Genomic DNA, 19,557 nt, shown 5'->3' on the forward strand with positions numbered 1-19,557 from the left:
TAATTGAGAATATAAGATTATTTAAAAAATATGGCGATTATAATCACCGATGAATGCATAAACTGCGGAGCCTGCGAGCCAGAGTGCCCCAATAATGCTATTTATGACGCTGGTGCCGCCTGGCGCTTTTCTGACGGGACGGACTTAAAAGGAATTATTGATTTTGGCGATGGTAATACATTGAATGCAGAAGAAGCACAAGCTGCCCTTTCTGATGATATTTATTACATAGTGCCCGATAAATGTACCGAATGTGTTGGTTTTCATGATGAGCCACAATGTGCCGCGGTTTGCCCGGTTGATTGCTGTGTGGATGATGAGGATGTACGCGAGACAGAAGAGGAATTACACGCCAAAAAAGATTGGCTGCACGCTAACGGGTAACAATATTAAGAAACAATATTGTTACAAAAGGGGAAGCAAAACAAGCTTCCCCTTTTTTTGTTACCTTGACACGTTATTAACCTGAGAACATCATACTACTTCTTGTAAAAAAATGGAATACGGCATTTGCAATATTGCTATCGTACCTATGCGCGCTGAACCCAGCGATCGTAGCGAGTTGGTGTCGCAACTTTTGTTTGGCGAAGCGTTTGAGGTTACAGAATATGGTAATAAATGGGCCAAAATAACAACCGCCATTGATAGCTACACCGGTTGGATAGACCAGCTGCAGTTTGTTTCGTTAGGGCATATTGCGTATAAAGATCTGCAGCGTAACCCTGCGCCGCTTACCTACCGGGCTGTTACCCAAGCCTGGAAAATAGCAGATAACTCGATAATTTACCTTTCTGCAGGCAGTTCACTGGCGTTTTTGAAGGGAACCACCTGTTATATAGGCAACCAAAAATTTGAGATCATAGGCGAAATTGGCGAAACCGACCGTATTGCCAACATTGCCTGCTCTTTTTTAAACGCGCCGTATTTATGGGGTGGCCGTACGCATTTCGGTATAGATTGCTCTGGCTTTACCCAGGTAGTTTACCGGTTATGCGGGTTGAATTTGCAGCGCGATGCCTCGATGCAGGCTAACAAAGGCCAGTTGGTTGAAAACCTGGCGCAATCCAAACTGGGCGACCTCGCCTTTTTCAATAACCCCGAAGGGAGAATAACGCATGTGGGTATTGTACTTAATGATGGGCAAATTATACACGCATCGGGCAGAGTAAAAATTGATCTGCTGGATAGCGAGGGCATCTGGTCGGAAGAGTTGAAGCGGTACACCCACAAGCTAAACGTGATCAAACGTTTCCTCTAAGCCTATAATTCTGTATTTCGGTCGGTGTTTTTATTGCTGTGAAACAAAACGAAATTAATAAGCATTAATGCGCCTACTATTAAAAACACCTCGAATGCATTTATAAAAGCCAGTTTCCCGGCGTATATATTTCCAGTGTTTCCTTGCGCAAAAGTGTATTGTGTAGATAAGCATAAGCTTAATATGACCAGAACTAAAAAAACAAACCTCTTAGGCTCATTTTTAATAAATCGCATCTTTTTCATCTCCCCGGTATTTAGCTCTAATGCAGTTAATGAGTTACTGCTTACAATTGGTTATTATCAGCAAAAGCATAATGGACAATTTACTTCGCTGTTATATTAACTTAACATACTTTATACGTAATTTGTTGTGTGAAGGTGACGGTTTTTGAAAAAAAATTACAGAATAATTAATAAAGGGAATTAGTCAGAATAACCGGGCTGATCTAAAAATCCACTTGCCAGCGCATTATGGTTTTGTCATCGCTTACGGAGAGCAATTCGTCGCTGTTCCAGGCCAGCTTATTGATAGAAAGGCGGTGCGATGGGTAGCCCTTTTCGCGGTTGATGATCTTGCGTAATTTAAAATCGGCGGCATCCCAAATTTTGATGCTTTTATCCATACTTGCCGTAGCAAAATAAGGCCGGGTAGGGTGGAAGGCGATATGATTTACTGCGAACAGATGCGCAGGGATATTCTGTATCAGGGTATAGGTTTTATTGTCCCAAATTTTTACCTGTGCGTCCCTTGCACCCGTAACGAGGTACTCTCCATTAGGCGAATATTGCAACGAAAAAACCGCCATGGTATGCCCGATAAGTGCTTTGATGGGGCTGTAATCTTCCGAATCGTAAACCATCACCCTATTATCGCGGCAGCCAAAGGCAACCTGGTTTGCAATAGGATTTACGCTGATACATCTCACCGTGTCATTAGAAACCGTGATGGTATGCAATAAATCCATTGTTTTAAGGCTCCAAACGGATACGGTGCCATCTTCGGAAGCAATCAGCAACTCATCTTTTTTGCTGATGGATTTAATATCGAAAATAGGTTTGATATGCTTGCGTAACCGATGTGTGATCTTCTGCTCAATAAAATCGAAAACCAGCACATCGCCGCTACGCAACCCGGCAAATAGCAGCGGGTATCCTTCGGGACAATGGATAGCATAAATAGAAGCAGGCACCGGGAACATCACTTTGATGAAGCTGTTATCCGCCAGGTTCCATTCTACCAGCCCCCTATCGTTGCCACCGGTAAACAATACTCCTGGTTTTTGCGAAAGCTCCAGCGTAAATATCGGATTGCTGTGACCGGTGAGTTCTGCGGTTTTTATTACGTGCATGTGTTTAGTTCATGGTTCATGGATGATAGTTCATGGTAGCTCGTGTTGCTCTTAGCCGCTGCCGGTACATTGGAGCTGCTATGAACCATGAACTATAAGCTATGAACTACTTATGTCTTTCCTCTAAATTCTTAGCTATCCGCTCCAGTGTTAAATTCTTTTCGCGAAGCAAGACCAGCAGGTGGAACACCAGGTCCGATGCTTCGTTGATGAGGTCGGTCTCCGTTTCCGCAAGGGCGGCTATAACGGTTTCTACGCCTTCTTCGCCCACTTTTTGGGCAATTTTGTTGAGGCCTTTCGCGCGTAATTTATTTACGTACGAGCCTTCTACCGGGTTGGCATACCTATCGGCAATGATGCCTTCCAACTGCATAATAAAGTTCTGGTTGTATTCCGTTTGGAAACAGCTGCGCGATCCGGTGTGGCAGGTTGGTCCATCGGCGCTCACTTTTATCAGCAGGGTATCGTTATCGCAATCTATATGCATGGTTTTTACATGCAGGTAGTTTTTGCTGGTTTCGCCCTTGGTCCACAAGCGGTTTTTTGATCGGGAGAAAAATGTAACCACATTTTCGGCCACTGTTTTATCGTAAGCTTGCTGGTTCATGTAACCCAGCATCAACACCTCAAGCGTGTGCTCGTCCTGTATAATTACGGGTACAAGCCCGTTTGTTTTGTCGAAATCGATGTTCATTTTCTGTTTGTTTGTTGGCGGTGAGGACACCGCCAACGGGTAATTTAAACGTTACGTCATTGCGAGGTACGAAGCAATCTCTAAGCTTTGCATGTCCGCCCTGCCTATCGGGAGATTGCTTCATACCTCGCAATGACGCGTGGGTAAAGATGGATTATATTTCCCTCACCTCAATATTATTCTGCCTTAAAACGGTTTTCAGATCTGGTATCAGGATCTCGCCGTAGTGGAATACCGAGGCTGCCAAAGCAGCATCCACATTGGTTTGCTCAAACACATCTACAAAATGCTGTACTGAACCGGCACCGCCCGAGGCGATCACCGGGATGTTTACCGCGTTGTTCACCTGTGTTAAAAGTCCGTTGTCAAAGCCTGCTTTGGTGCCGTCATGGTCCATAGAGGTGAGGAGTATCTCACCTGCGCCACGGCTTTCAGCTTCCAGGATCCAGTCTAAAGTTTGTTTATCGGTTGGTAAACGCCCGCCGTTTAGGTGGACGATGTTTTTATCGCCCATCACGCGGGTATCAACAGCAACTATGACAAATTGCACACCAAAAGCTTTGGCCAGTTCATCTATTAAAGCCGGGTTACGTACCGCTGCGGAGTTAATGGAGATCTTATCGGCACCTGCATTCAGCAAGGCATCCGCATCGGCAATTTCCATAATACCACCACCAATAGTAAAGGGGATATTGATTTGCCTTGCAACTGCTTTTACCAGTTCTACCAGGGTTTTGCGTTTTTCGACTGTGGCGGTGATGTCTAAAAACACCAGTTCATCGGCGCCTTGCTGGGAATAGTTCCAGGCGAGTTCAACCGGGTCGCCTGCGTCGCGCAGGTCAACAAAGTTTACGCCCTTTACAGTGCGGCCGTCTTTAACGTCGAGACAGGGGATTATGCGCTTGGCAAGCCCCCCCCGCCCCCTGAAGGGGGAGCCTGAGCCCCCTAACCCCCTGAAGGGGGAATTTAAGTCTTCTTTTATGGTAGTCAAAACTTTATTGAGATCGTTGAAAATTTCTTGGTTAGTAAATCTTAAAAATCTGATGCCATCAGCTTCTAAGTTTTTTTGTCTTTGTATATCGTTTGCAGCTATTTCCGGTAGGTTGTGAATGCTGCCATCCAGTTCAATTATTAGTTTATGATGATGGCAATAGAAATCTGCTATGTAAATGCCCAACGGATGCTGCCTTCTGAATTTAACACCGAGTTGATTACCTTTTAGATATCCCCATAATACTGTTTCGGCATGGGTCATGTTGTATCGTAAGGCTTTGGCGTTTTCAAAGATTTCTGGCCCGGCGCTTAAAAACAGTCGTTTGCTCATAGCAGTTTAGGTTGCAATTCAAAAGCTCCCCCTTTAGGGGGCGGGGGGTTATATCGACATCAAACTTTCCAAATTCCAATTCTTTATTTCTTCGATGCTGATATGGCCTTCGTAGATGGCTTTGCCTACCACGCACGATTCTACTTTGATATTGTTTAGCTTTTCGATATCTGCCATGGAGCTTACACCGCCCGATGCGATTAGTTTAATAAAGGGAGAATGGTCCAGCAGTTTTTCGTACAGTTCTATGCCTGCGCCAGCCAGTTTGCCGTCCTTATCAATATCGGTACATAAAAAGCGGAAGAAGCCTAAAGAGAGGCACTTATCTACATAATCCATCAGTTTAAGCGGTGAGCTTTCCATCCAGCCAGAGTATTTTATCACTTCATCCAACACGTCGATAGCGATTACCACCTGGTCGCTGCATTTATCGCGACCGCAGATGGCTTTGCTCAAATCGTGAAGGAAGGGGGGATTGGTAATGGCCTGCGTACCAACAATAACGCGGTGTACGCCGGCGTCTATCAGTTCTTTTACCTTATCAATGCTGCGGATACCGCCGCCATATTGTACCTGCATATCTGTTTTGCGAATCACATCAAACAGGTATTGCTGATTGCTAAAGTCGTTTTTTGCGCCGTTGAGGTCGATGATATGAATAAAGTTGGTACCATTGCTTTGGTACCGCTCTATCATTTCTTCGAGGGTGACATCATATTCAGTTACCTGGCCGTAGTCGCCTTCGCGCAGCCTTACAACTTTTTTGTTTAAAATATCAATGGCGGGGATTATATACATTGCTTTTAGATTTTTGAAAAGTTCTTTAATAGTTGTTCGCCGTAGGCGCCTGATTTCTCGGGGTGAAACTGTACGCCATAAAAATTATCCCGCCAAATTGATGCCGAAAACTTATTAACGTAATTTGTTGATGATAAAGTGTATAATGGGTCATACTCAATAAAGTATGAATGTACAAAGTAAAAGTGTGATCCCGTTGGAATATTTGCAAAAAGTGGGTTTTCTTTTTCAGGGAAAACCTGGTTCCAACCAGTATGCGGTACCTTAAAACCATGGGTGGCCGGGAACTTAAGCGTTTTAATGGGGAACAGATCGAGCAGATCGCTATCGCCTTCTTCGCTGTAGCTGGTAAGCAATTGCATGCCTACGCAGATACCCAAAGTAGGCTTATTGAGCGCTTTGATAGCAGGTACCAGCCCGGTGTGCTCCAGTTTGTGCATGGCAGCACCCGCGTGGCCTACACCGGGGATAATGTAGCGGTCGTACAGTTCAAAGTCGGCCTCGGTGTTGATCATGCCGTAGGCAATGCCCAGCCGCTCTAATGTAGCAGTAAGAGAAAATATGTTGCCGGCGCCGTAGCGGATTATTCCAATCATATCTTTTTAGAGTCAAGAGACAAGAATCAAGAGAGCTACAAATGTCTTGTCTCTTGATTCTTGGCTCTTGTATCTGTTTTACAAAAGTCCTTTTGTAGAGGGTAAAATCATCTTATTCACGTCCCTTTTTATCGCCATTTTAATGGCTTTGGCAAAGGCTTTAAATATAGCTTCTATTTTGTGATGTTCGTTTTGTCCTTCGGCTTTTATATTGAGGTTGCTTTTTGAGGCATCGCTGAACGATTTGAAGAAGTGGTAAAACATCTCGGTAGGTACATCGCCAACCTTCTCGCGTTTAAATTCAGCATCCCAAACGATCCAGTTGCGCCCACCGAAATCAATGGCTGCCTGTGCCAGGCAATCATCCATCGGTAAGCAAAAGCCGTAGCGCTCAATGCCCATTTTATTGCCTAAGGCCGTGGCTATCACCTCGCCAAGTGCTATGCCGGTATCTTCTATGGTGTGGTGCTCGTCTATATGCAGGTCGCCTTTGGCGATAACTTCCAGGTCGATACCGCCGTGGCGGGCTATCTGATCCAGCATGTGGTCGAAGAAATGCAGACCGGTTGAAACTTTAGCTTCGCCCGTACCATCAAGGTTTAGTTTGATGTAGATATCTGTCTCCTTGGTAGTACGGCGGTGCTCTATAACGCGCTCGCCCAGTTTCAAAAACTCATAAATAGCCTTCCAGCTGAGGGTTTGCAGGGCGACCACACCGGCAATATCGCTATCAATTTCGGGTTGAAACTCTCCATCGCCCAGACCGGATTTATTGTTGATCCAGATAGCTTTTGCACCCAGGTTTTTGGCCAGCAGTACGTCGTTTTTCCTGTCGCCAATGGTGAAGGAGTTTTTAAGATCGTATTTGGTCTCGTCGAGGTATTGGGTTAGCAACCCTGTTGCAGGTTTGCGGGTAGGGGCGTTATCTACCGGGAAAGTGCGGTCAATAGCCTCGTAAGTAAAATGCACGCCCTCGTTTGCAAATGTTTTGATGATGAGGTTATGTACCGGGTAAAAGCTGTCCTCAGGGTAAACCGAAGTGCCTAAACCATCCTGGTTGGTAACCATTACCAGTTCGTAGTCAAGCTCAGCGGCAATTTTTGGCAGGTATTGCAGCGCGCCGGGGTAAAAAGTAAGCTTGGCGAAGGAATCTATCTGCTCATCAGGTGTTTCGTTGATGATGGTACCGTCGCGGTCTATAAAGAGTATTTTTTGCAGCTTGCTCATTTGTATTGCTGTAAAGTTGATAGCAGTGTTTTATTTTCTTCGGGCGTGCCAACGGTAATGCGAAGGCAACCTTCGCAAAGTTCCACATTGGTACGGTTACGTACAATGATGCCTTTTTCTACCAGGTAATTGTAAATGCCCGTTGCGTTGGTGGTTTTAACCAAAACGAAGTTGGCATCGGATGGGTAAATATCCAGCACAAAATCCATCGTTTTCAGCGTGATCACCAGTTTATCCCGCTGTATAAGGGTCTCTTTAATCCAATCGTTTACCTGCTGCACGTTTTGCAGGGCCTGCAGCGCTAACTGCTGCGACGCTTCGTTTACATTGTAAGGCGGCTTTACGCGGTTCATTACTTCGATAATCTCCTCGCTTGCGAAAGCCATACCAACGCGCAAACCGGCGAGGCCCCATGCTTTGGAAAGGGTTTGCATCACCACTAAATTGGCGTATTCGGTTAGTTCCTGTATAAAGCTTTTTTGGCGACTAAAGTTGATATAAGCCTCATCTACCACCACAAGGCCGTTGAAATTGGCCAAAAGGGTTTCTATATCCTCGCGGTTGATGGAGTTGCCGGTAGGGTTATTTGGCGAACAGATAAAGATGAGTTTGGTGCGCTCGTTTATTGCTTCGGCAATGCCTTCCAGGTTGAGTTGGTACTCGTCCGTAAGCAATACTTTTTTGGTTTCCACATCATTAATATTTGCCGAAACCTGGTACATGCCGTAGGTAGGGGGTACGATGATCACATTATCCACGCCCGGGTTACAAAAACTGCGGAACAGGATATCGATGGCTTCATCGCTGCCGTTGCCCACGAAAATGTTGCGAACGGGGAGACCTTTTATATCTTTCAGGCGTAGTTTTATAGCATGCTGCATAGGATCCGGGTAGCGGTTGTAAGCAGCAGGCAGCGGCGAACCGAAAGCATTTTCGTTCGCATCCAAAAACACGCTGGCCTCTCCCTGGAACTCGTCACGTGCGGAAGAGTAGGGGGTTAGGTTTTTGATGTTTTGGCGAAGGAGATTATTGATGTCGTACATTGTTTTGGTATTCTAAATGGTCAACCCGTCATTGCGAGGTACGAAGCAATCTCTGAACTTTGCATATCGCCCTGCTTATCGGGAGATTGCTTCGTACCTCGCAATGACGTTATTTATTATTAAGACGGATTGAAACCGCATTCCTATGCGCGTGCAAGCCTTCCATTTCTGCCAGTAGCTCTACCGCCGGGCCTATATTTTGGATGCCTTCCTTTGTTAAAAACTGGAAGGTGATCTTTTTTACAAATGAATCTACCGATACGCCTGAGTATGCTCTTGAATAACTACTGGTTGGCAGCGTGTGGTTGGTGCCAGATGCATAGTCGCCCACGCTCTCCGGCGTTAAATTGCCAAGGAATACCGAACCTGCGTTGATGATCTTTGGCGTGAGCTTTTTCCAGCTTTCTGTAGCTAATATTAAGTGCTCCGGCGCGTATTCATTACTGAAATCCATCGCTTCATCCAAAGTATTGGTGATAATGATGTAGGAATTATCTATCGCCTGGCGGGCAATTTCGGCGCGGGGTAAAACGGCTAATTGCTTGTCCACTTCTTTTAAGGTTTGCTCCGCGATGGTTTGCGAGGTGCAAACTAATATAGCCTGGCTATCTATGCCATGTTCCGCCTGTGCCAGCAAGTCGGCAGCTACGTAGGCAGGTTTGGCGGTTTCATCGGCTATCACCAATACTTCTGATGGACCGGCCGGCATATCAATGGCGGTGGTGGTTGTCGACTGGATAATAGTCTTGGCCTTCGTTACAAACTGGTTACCCGGGCCGAAGATCTTATCCACTTTAGTTATGCTTTCAGTGCCGTATGCCATTGCTGCAACGGCCTGCGAACCGCCCACTAAATACACCTTATCAATGCCCAGCATCAAAGCCACGTATGCGATGAAGGCATTCACCTTGCCGTTTTTTTGTGGGGGCGAACAAACAACGATCTCGCTACAACCCGCTATCCTCGCCGGGATGCCCAACATCAAAAAAGTAGATGGCAACACCGCCGTACCACCGGGAATATATAAGCCTACTTTTTCTATCGCCCTCAACTCGCGCCAGCAGGTTACGCCGGGCATGGTTTCCACCTTATCCTCGGTTTTAAGCTGTGCCTTGTGGAATTTGTAGATATTGGCGTAAGCCGTTTGCAAAGCCTCCTGCTGATCGGGAGATACCGCCGCGGCAATTTCTTCCAGCTCGGCTTTGCCTAAATATAATTTATCCAGCTCCACCTTATCAAACTTAAGGGCGTAATCCACCAGGGCGCTGTCGCCGTTTTGTTTTACGTGCTCTATCACATCCTCCACCAAAGCGCGGATCTCATTCGCCGGGTCAACATTGCGTTGAACGAGACGAGCGATATCTGCTTCAGTTAGATCCGAATAATTGAATATCGGCAAGCCCCCCCCGCCCCCTAAAGGGGGAGCTTTTGAAAAGCTTGATTTTAAATTATCGTTATCCATCGTTATATTCTTCTGTTCCCCCTTCAGGGGGTTAGGGGGCTTACAATATTATCTTTTCAATCGGCATTACGACAATGCCTTGTGCGCCGGCTTGTTTTAGCTGGCTGATGCGGTCCCAAAAGTCTCGCTCGGGGATAACGGTGTGTACCGCCACCCAATCAGCCTCTGCCAAGGGCACTACCGATGGGCTTTTTACGCCCGGTAATAATGCGATCACGGCATCCAGGTTATCACGTTTTACATTCAATACCACGTACTTGGTTTCCTTAGCGCGTAATACCGATTGGATCCGTTGTATCAACTCCTGTATCAGGTCGTTGTTTTCGCTGCCTTTGCTGCCAATTAAAACCGCTTCGCTGCTCATTACATCGGCAAAAGGTTTTAGGCCGTTGCTTTTTAAGGTGCCGCCGGTTGATACCAGGTCGCAGATAGCATCGCTCAGGCCAAGGCCCGGAGAGATCTCTACCGAACCCGAAATGGTACGGATATCAGAGGTGATGCCTTGCTCTTTAAGGTATTTGCCTAAAATTACGGGGTAGGTGGTAGCAATTGCTTTGCCGTTCAAATCGGCAAGGGTAGCTATGTCGTTGTTATTTGGCACCGCTATTTTAAGAGAGCATTTGCCAAACCCAAGGCGCTGCAGGTAGGCAACTTCTACTTCGGTTTCTTCTATCACGTTTTCGCCTACGATACCCAGATCGGCGATGCCATCCTGAACGTATTCGGGAATATCATCATCGCGCAGAAAAAGAATTTCTAAAGGGAAATTTGATACGGGAGAGATAAGCGAGCTCTTGTAATTTTCAAAATTAAGGCCGCAATTCTTTAATAATTCAACGGATTTTTCGTTGAGCCGACCCGATTTCTGGATCGCTATTTTTAGTGTTTTCACAAAATGAGTTTAAGGTACTATAATAAAATGGGGCTGTTATTTCGCGTAGAAACATACATTATCTATTCATCACCGGGCGGTGATGGTGCAAATGCAGATGATGTTGTTTGTACAATTCCATTTTTGTATAGTAATACTATAGATTAGCGATGCAAATATAGATACTTGAGCGGAAAATCAAAATCTTTCAGTCGTAAAAATTGGAATTTAGTAATTTTTATGATGGTTCCTTAACAAAGTGGCAATATGTATAAGTGCTTATGTATTATTGACCTGCGTTAAAAAAAACGTCATGGGTAGGAACGAAGCAATCTCCCGATAGGTTGGTAACCTTATGCAATGATAATCATAGTTCTGAGGTTGCTTCGTGCCTTACAGCAATGACGTGTGGATGATAGGGGCGTGGTTTGAGGAAGCAGTCTTAGTTAAGGCTTCGTCACCTCGCCCTCATACTCATATATCGCCCCTTCCGGGAATTGCTTCAGCAGCTTCAGCGTTTTCACCTTTTGAATATCCTTTATATTAATGAGTTCAGAGTTCTCCAGGTTGTTGAACCAGATGAGGTAGAAACGTTTGCGGCTATAAAATAACTTCACATCGTTTTTAAAGAATTTATGCGGAACGAGGTAAGATGATATACCCGAGAAGAAGTACACCGCTTCATGCGCATCGGTATAGATCAATACATCCGGGTCGAACATTTTTTTATCTATCGTGCGCAGGTAGTTGGCAAATTCATTTTCCTGCCAGCTGGCGTCGGTGTAGCCGGGGGCGCCGTAGTCGTCCTTCACCTGGTCGTTGTAGCGGTCATAATCTATATAAAATTCTTTGCCGATGAAGCCGAGCATCAGTTGGATTGATATAGTTGCTATTATCAATCGGGTGCGTTTCTGTTTGATACTTTTGAGCCACAGCAGCACCCAACTGGTATAACCCCACAACGCGGTTATATATAAAGGGGAGAGTAAACGGCTGTTAATGCGCTCGTACCGCGAGAAGGTAGACGACAGGATAATGAACAAGCCATACACCAGCGAGAAAGTAATAGCCAAATTCTCGTAGCTGTTTAAATGCCTGCGGTAATAGTTGTACGCCAGCGACGCAACAAAGCCCAGCAGCATAACAGTAGCAATAGGCAAGGCCAGAAAATATTGGCTTGGTGTAAGACCCATCCAATCGCACATCACCGTGCCGAAATAGTAAAGGTTTTTAATGAAGGGCGTTATAGAAGGCTCGCGCGGGCCGGTTACCGTTCCCGACATAAACGCGTTGAATACCAGATTGCTCACTAAAAGCGAGATACAGATCACACCATATATAAATATATGCCCTATCTTTTTTTTGATGGGTAACGTCCTGTCCAGCAGTAGAAGCAGGCCACCCGTGCCCACAATGGTTACCGCGGCGTAACGGGTAACGCAGCCAATGGCGGCTATGGCAGCCGCGGCTATCAGCCATTTGCCGGCATGCGTATTTAAGTATTGGCGGAATGCGATGATAAAAAACAGTACCTCTAATATAAACAAGGTTTCCGACCATAGGTAGGAGTAAATCTGTAACAGCCCAGGACTTAGCGCTATAGCCACCAGCATTAGCCATTTATATAATTGCGATGAGGGTGCAAAGCGGTTCATGATCCAGCCGCTGCTATATAATAAGGATGCGAACAGGATGCAATTGAGCATTGCACCAAAGGCTACCGGATCTACCCGGCTGATGACTTTGATGATACCCAAAAACAGCGGGTAAAACACCGGAAAATCTACTATAGGGATGTGGTTGAAGGTTTTTAGCGTGCCTTCGGCGGCAAAACTGCGCGCCGCGCTGGTGTACATGATCGAGTCGGGAGAGATGCCGACACCGCTGTAACTGGTGTACAGGCAGATAAGGAAAAAGCCGAGGCCGCAGGCTATCAGGGTACTATAATCGTGTATGGATTTGGGTTTTACCATTACCGTGTAAAAGCATAAAAAGATAAAATTGTTTAAAATTATTACCCGAATTGCACCAATTAAAGCGAATTCCACCAAGTTTAAGCAGTTAATCTTGACAGAACTGCTTTTTTTTTAAGTGAATAGGGCGAATTTAAAGACGAAAATATGCCGGTTAGGGCGCTAATTCGTGAAATCAGTGTTTACGCTATCTGGTCCAGCACCGTTGCTATCGGTTGGTCGCTGTCTATTAATATACCTTTTACGCCGGCTGCGGTTCCTGCCTCTACATCGCGCTCGCGGTCGCCAATGAAATAGGATAGCGATGGGTCGATGTTATATTTTTCGATCCCCTGAAAAAGCAGGCCGGGTTTTGGTTTGCGGCAATCGCAGTCGCCGGTAAAGTCAGGGTGGTGGGGGCAATAGAAAAAATCGGTTATTTCCACACCTTGTTCGTGGTAAACCTGTTTAAGGTGGGCGTGCATTTTGTTCAGTTCGGGCACATCGTACCAGCCTTTTGCCAGGCCGCCCTGGTTGGTGGCAACCAGCAGCATATACCCCCTGTTTTGTAGTTCTTTTAAGGCGTCAAAATTATCCAGTACGTGGAAATCCTCGAGCTTACAAACGTAATCGCCCATCTCTTTGTTCAACACTCCGTCTCGGTCTAAAAAAACTGCTTTATTCTTATCAGGCATAAAATATATGATGTAATGTGCTTTCGGCAAAAATAGTTTAATAAGCTTATTTACTATGTGTGCATATTAAACAATAAGATAAAATTAAAAATTTCATATATAAAGCCTACGTTTTTTGTCGGCTTAATAATAAATTAACCTAATAATAGCATTGTTTTAATAAATTTGAAAAAATTAATAGCGTTATTATAAAAATATTATAATTCGTTAACTTCGTTATTACCCGAATTACAAAAAATCGGATAAAAAAATGGATCAAACCGATGGCAACCAGCAGGGCCTTTACCGGCCGGAATTTGAACACGATTCTTGCGGAACTGGGTTTATAACCAATATAAACGGACATAAATCATACCATATTATTGATGATGCGTTAACCATGTTAGAGAACATGGAGCATCGCGGTGCGTGCGGCTGTGACCCTGAAACAGGCGACGGCGCAGGTATATTAATTCAGCTCCCCCACGAATTTTTAATGGAAGAATGTGCTAACCTCGAGATCAACCTGCCCGAACCGGGTGAGTATGGTGTTGGGATGATATTCTTACCCAAAGAGCCTGCCTTGAAGAAGGCATGCCGCGTAATTATTACTAATGCGATAGAGAAAATGGGGCTGCATAAGCTCGGCTACCGTAAGCTTGCAGTAGATTCATCTGCTATTGGCGAAACAGCCCGCCAGGCCGAGCCGGACGTTGAACAATTGTTCATCTCCCGCCCGCACCATATTACCAACGCCGATGATTTTGAGCGTAAGCTGTATATATTAAGGCGCTACATCAACAAAACAGTTACCGAAACGGTGCCTGCCGCGAGCGAGTATTTTTACTTCACCTCGTTAAGCTGCAAAACCATTATCTATAAAGGCCAGGTTACTACTTACCAACTGCGTAAGTACTTTGCCGACCTGAAAGATCCGCGTATTGCATCGGGCTTTGCCATGATCCACTCGCGTTTCTCTACCAATACTTTCCCATCGTGGAAACTGGCTCAGCCGTTCCGCTTAATTGCGCACAATGGCGAGATCAACACCCTTACAGGTAACTTAAACTGGTTCTACTCGGGCTTAAAATCATACGTTTCTACCTACTTCACGGCAGAAGAAATGGAGATGTTGTTACCGGTGATAGATAACAACCAGTCGGATTCGGCCTGTTTGGATAACATTATCGAAATTTTGCTGCACACCGGGCGTTCGTTACCACACGTAATGATGATGCTGATACCCGAAGCATGGGACGGCAACGTACACATGGACCCGGTTAAAAAAGCGTTTTACGAATACCACGCTACTTTAATGGAGCCATGGGACGGCCCGGCCGCTATCACCTTTACCGATGGTAAACTGGTTGGTGCCCTGCTGGACAGGAACGGCCTGCGCCCGCTGCGTTATGTAATTACCAATGATGGCCGCGTTATTGCCGCATCAGAAGCGGGTACCTTAGCTATAGATGAAAGTACAGTATTGCGCAAGGGCCGTTTACAGCCCGGCAAAATGTTGCTGATAGATACCGAAAAAGGTAAGATTATCACCGATGACGAGATCAAAAAACAAGTAACCTCTCAGCAGCCTTATGGCCGTTGGCTGGATAACTATAAAATTCGCCTTGGCGAACTGTCTGAGCCGCGTTTGGCTTTCGCCAGTTTATCGCCCGATTCTGTTTTTCGGTACCAGCAGGTATTCGGTTACAGCCGCGAGGATATCGACACCATCATTAAACCAATGGCATTGGATGGCAAAGAGCCGGTAGGCTCGATGGGTACCGATGTGCCCTTGGCTATCCTTTCAGATAAACCGCAGCATTTATCAAGCTATTTTAAACAATTCTTTGCCCAGGTAACCAACCCGCCGATAGATCCTATTCGCGAGCGTTTGGTAATGAGTTTGGCTACCTTTATTGGTAACAACGGCAACCTGCTTGACGAAGATAAAATGCATTGCCATTGCGTGGTTTTAGACCACCCGATACTGAAGAACCACCAGCTGGAAAAACTGCGCAGTATTGATACCGGCCTGTTCCACGCTAAAACCCTGCAAACCTACTTTAATGCCGATGGCATGGCCGGTTCGCTGGAAAAAGGTATAGCCAGGCTTTGCCGCTATGCCGAAGATGCCGTGGATGATGGCTTTGAGGTACTGATCCTGTCTGACCGTGCTGTGGACTCAGAACACGCGCCTATACCAATGCTTTTGGCTGTATCGGCAGTGCATCACCATTTAATTAAAAAAGGGCGCAGAGGCGCTGTAGGTTTGGTTGTAGAGACCGGCGATGTTTGGGAAGTACACCACTTTGCTACCTTGCTGGCATTCGGTGCAACGGCTATTAACCCATACCTGGCGCTTTCCACTATAGAAACGCTGAAGGATAATGGTAGCCTGGAAACCAATCTCGATCTTAAAACCCTTTACAAAAACTACGTTAAATCGGTTAACGATGGCTTGCTCAAGATCTTCTCAAAAATGGGGATCTCTACCTTGCAATCGTACCACGGTTCGCAGGTGTTCGAGATCCTGGGGATCAACAAAGCGGTTGTAGATAAATATTTCTCGGGCGGTGTAACCCGTATAGGCGGTTTAGGCCTTGACGAGATTGCCCGCGAAGCGCTTTGCAAACACAAAATTGGTTTCGGTAGCGGTAAAACTGATGTTAGGTTACTGCCGGAGGGTGGCATCTATCAGTGGAAACGCAGGGGAGAGGCTCACTTGTTTAACCCGGAGACCGTTCACCTTTTACAACACGCTACCCGCAGCAACAGCTACGCTGTTTACAAAAACTACGCTGCAAAAATAAACGAGCAGACAGAGAAGCATTACACCATCCGTGGCCTGCTTGATTTTGCCCACCACCGCGAAGCCATACATATTGATGAGGTTGAACCGGCAGAGGAGATCATGAAGCGTTTTGCTACAGGTGCCATGTCGTTCGGCTCTATCTCGCACGAGGCGCACAGCACTATGGCCATTGCCATGAACCGCATTGGCGGTAAAAGCAATACCGGCGAAGGCGGCGAGGATGAATTACGTTACGAAAAAATGCCAAACGGCGATTCCATGCGTTCGGCTATCAAGCAGGTAGCATCAGGGCGTTTCGGGGTAACATCTAATTACCTTACCAATGCCGATGAGCTGCAGATAAAAATGGCGCAGGGCGCGAAACCCGGCGAGGGCGGGCAACTTCCCGGCCACAAGGTGGACGACTGGATAGCCAAAACACGCCACTCTACACCGGGTGTAGGTTTGATATCTCCGCCTCCTCACCACGATATTTACTCTATCGAGGATCTGGCGCAGTTAATTTTCGATTTAAAGAACGCTAACCGCGCTGCCCGTATCAACGTTAAGCTGGTATCAAAAGCAGGCGTGGGTACTATAGCCGCGGGTGTTGCAAAAGCACATGCCGATGTTATTCTGATAGCCGGTTATGATGGTGGTACAGGTGCATCGCCAATCAGTTCGGTAAAACATGCCGGCTTACCATGGGAACTTGGCTTATCGGAAGCACACCAAACTTTGGTACGTAACAAACTGCGCAGCCGCGTGGTGTTACAAACGGATGGTCAGTTGAAAACCGGTCGCGATTTAGCTATAGCAGCTTTATTGGGTGCCGAGGAGTGGGGCGTTGCTACCGCTGCTTTGGTTGCCGGGGGCTGTATTATGATGCGTAAATGCCATTTGAACACGTGCCCTGTCGGTGTTGCCACACAGGACCCTGAATTAAGGAAACTGTTTAGCGGTAAAGCTGATCACGTAGTAAACCTGTTCCGTTTTATGGCGGAAGAGTTGCGCGAGATCATGGCAGAACTTGGTTTCCGTACCATCCAGGAGATGGTTGGGCGCGTACAGTTCCTAAAAGTAAGAGATAACATCCAAAGCTGGAAAGCTAAAAAGGTTGACCTGAGCGGCATCCTGCATCCAATAAACAATACCAAAGGCATGACGCTTTACAACAGCGAAAAGCAAGACCACGGTATGGATGCTATTTTAGACTGGAAACTTTTGGAAAACGCGAAAGCCGCATTGGAAGATAAAACGCCGGTATTTGCTACCTATGATGTGAAGAATGTAGACCGTACCATTGGTACCCTGCTTTCTAACGAGATTTCCAAGATCTACGGCTCGGCAGGTTTACCGGATAATACTATCAACTACAAATTCAAAGGTTCGGCAGGGCAAAGCTTTGGCGCGTTCACCACTAAAGGTGTTTCCTTTGAACTGGAAGGCGAAGGTAACGATTATGTGGGCAAGGGTTTATCCGGCGCGCAGTTAGCCATTTACCCGGCTGCAAACGCGACTTTCGCGCCCGAGGAGAACATCATCATTGGTAACGTAGCGCTTTACGGTGCAACATCCGGTGAGCTGTTTGTAAGAGGTATGGCGGGCGAACGTTTCGCGGTGCGTAACTCTGGCGCTACGACGGTTGTAGAAGGTATTGGCGACCACGGTTGCGAGTACATGACCGGTGGCCGTGCTCTGATATTAGGCGAAACAGGCAGAAACTTCGCGGCAGGTATGAGCGGCGGTTTAGCCTGGATCTACAACCCTAAGGGCACCTTTGCCGAGAACTGTAATATGGAAATGGTTGATCTTGACCCGCTATCGGTAACTGACCAGGAGCAAATTACAGCCTTGCTGAAAAAGCATATCCACCTAACGGGCAGTAAGGTTGCCCAGGGGATCCTTAAAAACTGGAGCAAAGCTTCGGCAGATTTTATTAAGGTTTACCCGAAAGAGTACAAACGAGTTTTAGAGAAACAACAATTACAAGCTATAGGATAATTATGGGAAAACCTACAGGATTTCAGGAATTTAACAGGGAACTTCCCCAAAAAGCGCCGGTTGCCGAGCGTTTAAAAAACTATAACGAGTTTGTTGGTTTGTACCCCGAGGAAAAATTGAACCAGCAAAGCGCGCGCTGCATGAATTGCGGCATCCCGTTTTGCCATAGCGGCTGCCCGCTGGGTAACGTGATACCGGAATTTAACGATGCTGTGTATCGCAAAAACTGGGGCGAAGCGTACCAGATACTATCATCAACCAATAACTTCCCCGAGTTTACCGGCAGGATCTGCCCCGCGCCATGCGAATCGGCATGTGTGCTTGGCATCAACAAACCACCGGTTGCCATTGAGGAAATTGAGAAGCACATTATAGAGGTTGCTTATTCGAAAAATATGGTTAAACCTACTGCCCCGCTTATTAAAACGGGTAAAAAGGTTGCCGTAGTAGGCTCTGGCCCTGCGGGTATGGCTGCTGCCGCCCAACTGGCAAAAGCAGGCCATAAAGTAACCGTTTTTGAACGCGACGACCGCCCGGGTGGTTTGCTGCGTTACGGTATCCCCGATTTTAAATTAGAAAAATGGGTGATCGACCGCCGCATCCAGATCATGGAAGAGGATGGCATCCTGTTTAAATGCAATACCGAAATTGGTAAAGATATTGCTGCCGATGAGGTGGTACGCACGCACGATGCCGTTATTTTGGCAGGTGGTTCTACCATTCCGCGTAACCTGCCTATCCCAGGCCGCGAGTTTAAAGGAGTGCATTTTGCCATGGACTTTTTAAAGCAGCAGAACAAACGTGTTAGCAATACCACTTTTGAGTGGGAAGAAATAACCACCACGGGCAAAGATGTAGTAGTAATTGGCGGTGGCGACACCGGCAGCGATTGCGTAGGTACATCAAACCGCCAGGGTGCAAGTTCTGTAAAGCAATTTGAGGTGATGGTACAGCCACCAGAGCAGCGTACCGCTAACATGCCGTGGCCAACTTACCCTATGGTAATGAAAACCACCAGCAGCCACGAGGAAGGCGTTGACCGTTTCTGGGGAATTAACACAAAAGAGTTTTTAGGCGATGAAAACGGTGAGCTAAGAGCTATTAAAGTAGCCGATGTTAGCTGGGAGATTGATGTAATGGGTCGCCCTATTAAATTTGCCGAAGTGGAAGGCAGTGAGCGCGAGATTGCTTGCCAGCGCGTATTTTTGGCTATGGGTTTTCTTAACCCGCAGTTTGAAGGTGCTTTAGAGCAACTAAAAGTTGGCCTGGACGAACGCAAGAACGTAAAAGCCAAAGAAGGTGTTTACCGTACAAATGTAAGTAAAGTATTTGCTGCAGGCGATATGCGCCGCGGACAGTCATTAGTGGTTTGGGCTATATCAGAAGGCCGGGAAGCCGCACGTAAAGTGGACGAATTTTTAATGGGTCACAGCAACCTGGAAAGCAAGGATGCCGTGAACCAGTTCGACCAGGTGTTTTACTAAGCCCTAATCCAAACCCCATCATAATGCG

The 19,557-nt window shown here is 46.3% G+C and carries 14 protein-coding genes and 2 pseudogenes; 4 read left to right on the forward strand and 12 right to left on the reverse strand.

Features of this window, described 5'->3' with window-relative positions; all coding sequences use genetic code 11:
* Positions 1-30: 30 nt before the first annotated feature.
* Together ABIX36_RS22510 and ABIX36_RS22515 are read left to right on the forward strand one after the other, a co-directional pair.
* Entirely contained in the window at positions 31-384 is a 354-nt protein-coding gene (locus ABIX36_RS22510; protein ID WP_128531484.1) for a 4Fe-4S dicluster domain-containing protein, read from the forward strand.
* 112 nt (positions 385-496) lie between these two features.
* The gene (locus ABIX36_RS22515) at positions 497-1,258 is read left to right on the forward strand and encodes a C40 family peptidase (protein WP_348084422.1); all 762 of its coding nucleotides are present in this window, start codon (positions 497-499) and stop codon (positions 1,256-1,258) included.
* Positions 1,259-1,706: 448 nt separating this feature from the next.
* On the opposite strand, the gene ABIX36_RS22520 is transcribed toward ABIX36_RS22515, so the two are convergent.
* The 12 genes and pseudogenes from ABIX36_RS22520 to ABIX36_RS22575 form a co-directional block, all read right to left on the reverse strand.
* On the reverse strand, positions 1,707-2,609 hold the full coding sequence (locus tag ABIX36_RS22520; protein ID WP_348084423.1) for a WD40 repeat domain-containing protein: 903 nt from the start codon (positions 2,607-2,609) through the stop codon (positions 1,707-1,709).
* Between the two features lie 106 nt (positions 2,610-2,715).
* Positions 2,716-3,303, reverse strand: coding sequence for a bifunctional phosphoribosyl-AMP cyclohydrolase/phosphoribosyl-ATP diphosphatase HisIE (hisIE, locus tag ABIX36_RS22525; RefSeq protein ID WP_348084424.1), 588 nt, complete (start codon positions 3,301-3,303; stop codon positions 2,716-2,718).
* Between the two features lie 154 nt (positions 3,304-3,457).
* Positions 3,458-4,213 (reverse strand): annotated as a pseudogene (gene hisF, locus ABIX36_RS22530) (imidazole glycerol phosphate synthase subunit HisF); the annotation flags it as partial.
* 69 nt (positions 4,214-4,282) lie between these two features.
* Positions 4,283-4,627 (reverse strand): annotated as a pseudogene (locus tag ABIX36_RS22535) (DUF559 domain-containing protein); the annotation flags it as partial.
* A gap of 48 nt (positions 4,628-4,675) precedes the next feature.
* Positions 4,676-5,425, reverse strand: a complete 750-nt coding sequence (locus tag ABIX36_RS22540) for a 1-(5-phosphoribosyl)-5-[(5-phosphoribosylamino)methylideneamino] imidazole-4-carboxamide isomerase (protein ID WP_348084425.1) — start codon at positions 5,423-5,425, stop codon at positions 4,676-4,678.
* 5 nt (positions 5,426-5,430) lie between these two features.
* Positions 5,431-6,021 carry an imidazole glycerol phosphate synthase subunit HisH gene (gene hisH, locus ABIX36_RS22545; RefSeq protein ID WP_348084426.1) on the reverse strand — a complete coding sequence of 197 codons (591 nt, stop codon included), beginning with the start codon at positions 6,019-6,021 and terminating at the stop codon, positions 5,431-5,433.
* Between the two features lie 78 nt (positions 6,022-6,099).
* Positions 6,100-7,248: a bifunctional histidinol-phosphatase/imidazoleglycerol-phosphate dehydratase HisB gene (gene hisB, locus ABIX36_RS22550; protein WP_348084427.1), complete on the reverse strand. Its 1,149-nt coding sequence runs from the start codon at positions 7,246-7,248 to the stop codon at positions 6,100-6,102.
* On the reverse strand, positions 7,245-8,291 hold the full coding sequence (hisC, locus tag ABIX36_RS22555; protein WP_348084428.1) for a histidinol-phosphate transaminase: 1,047 nt from the start codon (positions 8,289-8,291) through the stop codon (positions 7,245-7,247). The genes hisB and hisC overlap by 4 nt, the downstream gene beginning before the upstream one ends.
* Before the next feature lie 109 nt (positions 8,292-8,400).
* A complete protein-coding gene (gene hisD / locus ABIX36_RS22560) occupies positions 8,401-9,690 on the reverse strand; it encodes a histidinol dehydrogenase (protein ID WP_348084448.1) in 1,290 nt (429 codons plus the stop codon).
* A gap of 103 nt (positions 9,691-9,793) precedes the next feature.
* A complete protein-coding gene (hisG, locus tag ABIX36_RS22565) occupies positions 9,794-10,645 on the reverse strand; it encodes an ATP phosphoribosyltransferase (protein WP_348084429.1) in 852 nt (283 codons plus the stop codon).
* Positions 10,646-11,070: 425 nt separating this feature from the next.
* Entirely contained in the window at positions 11,071-12,597 is a 1,527-nt protein-coding gene (locus ABIX36_RS22570; protein WP_348084430.1) for a hypothetical protein, read from the reverse strand.
* A gap of 182 nt (positions 12,598-12,779) precedes the next feature.
* Positions 12,780-13,271, reverse strand: coding sequence for an HAD family hydrolase (locus tag ABIX36_RS22575; protein WP_348084431.1), 492 nt, complete (start codon positions 13,269-13,271; stop codon positions 12,780-12,782).
* Between the two features lie 250 nt (positions 13,272-13,521).
* Between ABIX36_RS22575 and gltB the strand changes: the two genes are divergently transcribed.
* Together gltB and ABIX36_RS22585 are read left to right on the forward strand one after the other, a co-directional pair.
* Positions 13,522-18,045, forward strand: a complete 4,524-nt coding sequence (gene gltB / locus ABIX36_RS22580; RefSeq protein WP_348084432.1) for a glutamate synthase large subunit — start codon at positions 13,522-13,524, stop codon at positions 18,043-18,045.
* Between the two features lie 2 nt (positions 18,046-18,047).
* Positions 18,048-19,529, forward strand: coding sequence for a glutamate synthase subunit beta (locus ABIX36_RS22585; protein ID WP_348084433.1), 1,482 nt, complete (start codon positions 18,048-18,050; stop codon positions 19,527-19,529).
* Positions 19,530-19,557: the final 28 nt, after the last annotated feature.

Origin of the sequence: Mucilaginibacter sp. (genome assembly GCF_039925265.1) — a bacterium.
Lineage (GTDB): Bacteria > Bacteroidota > Bacteroidia > Sphingobacteriales > Sphingobacteriaceae > Mucilaginibacter.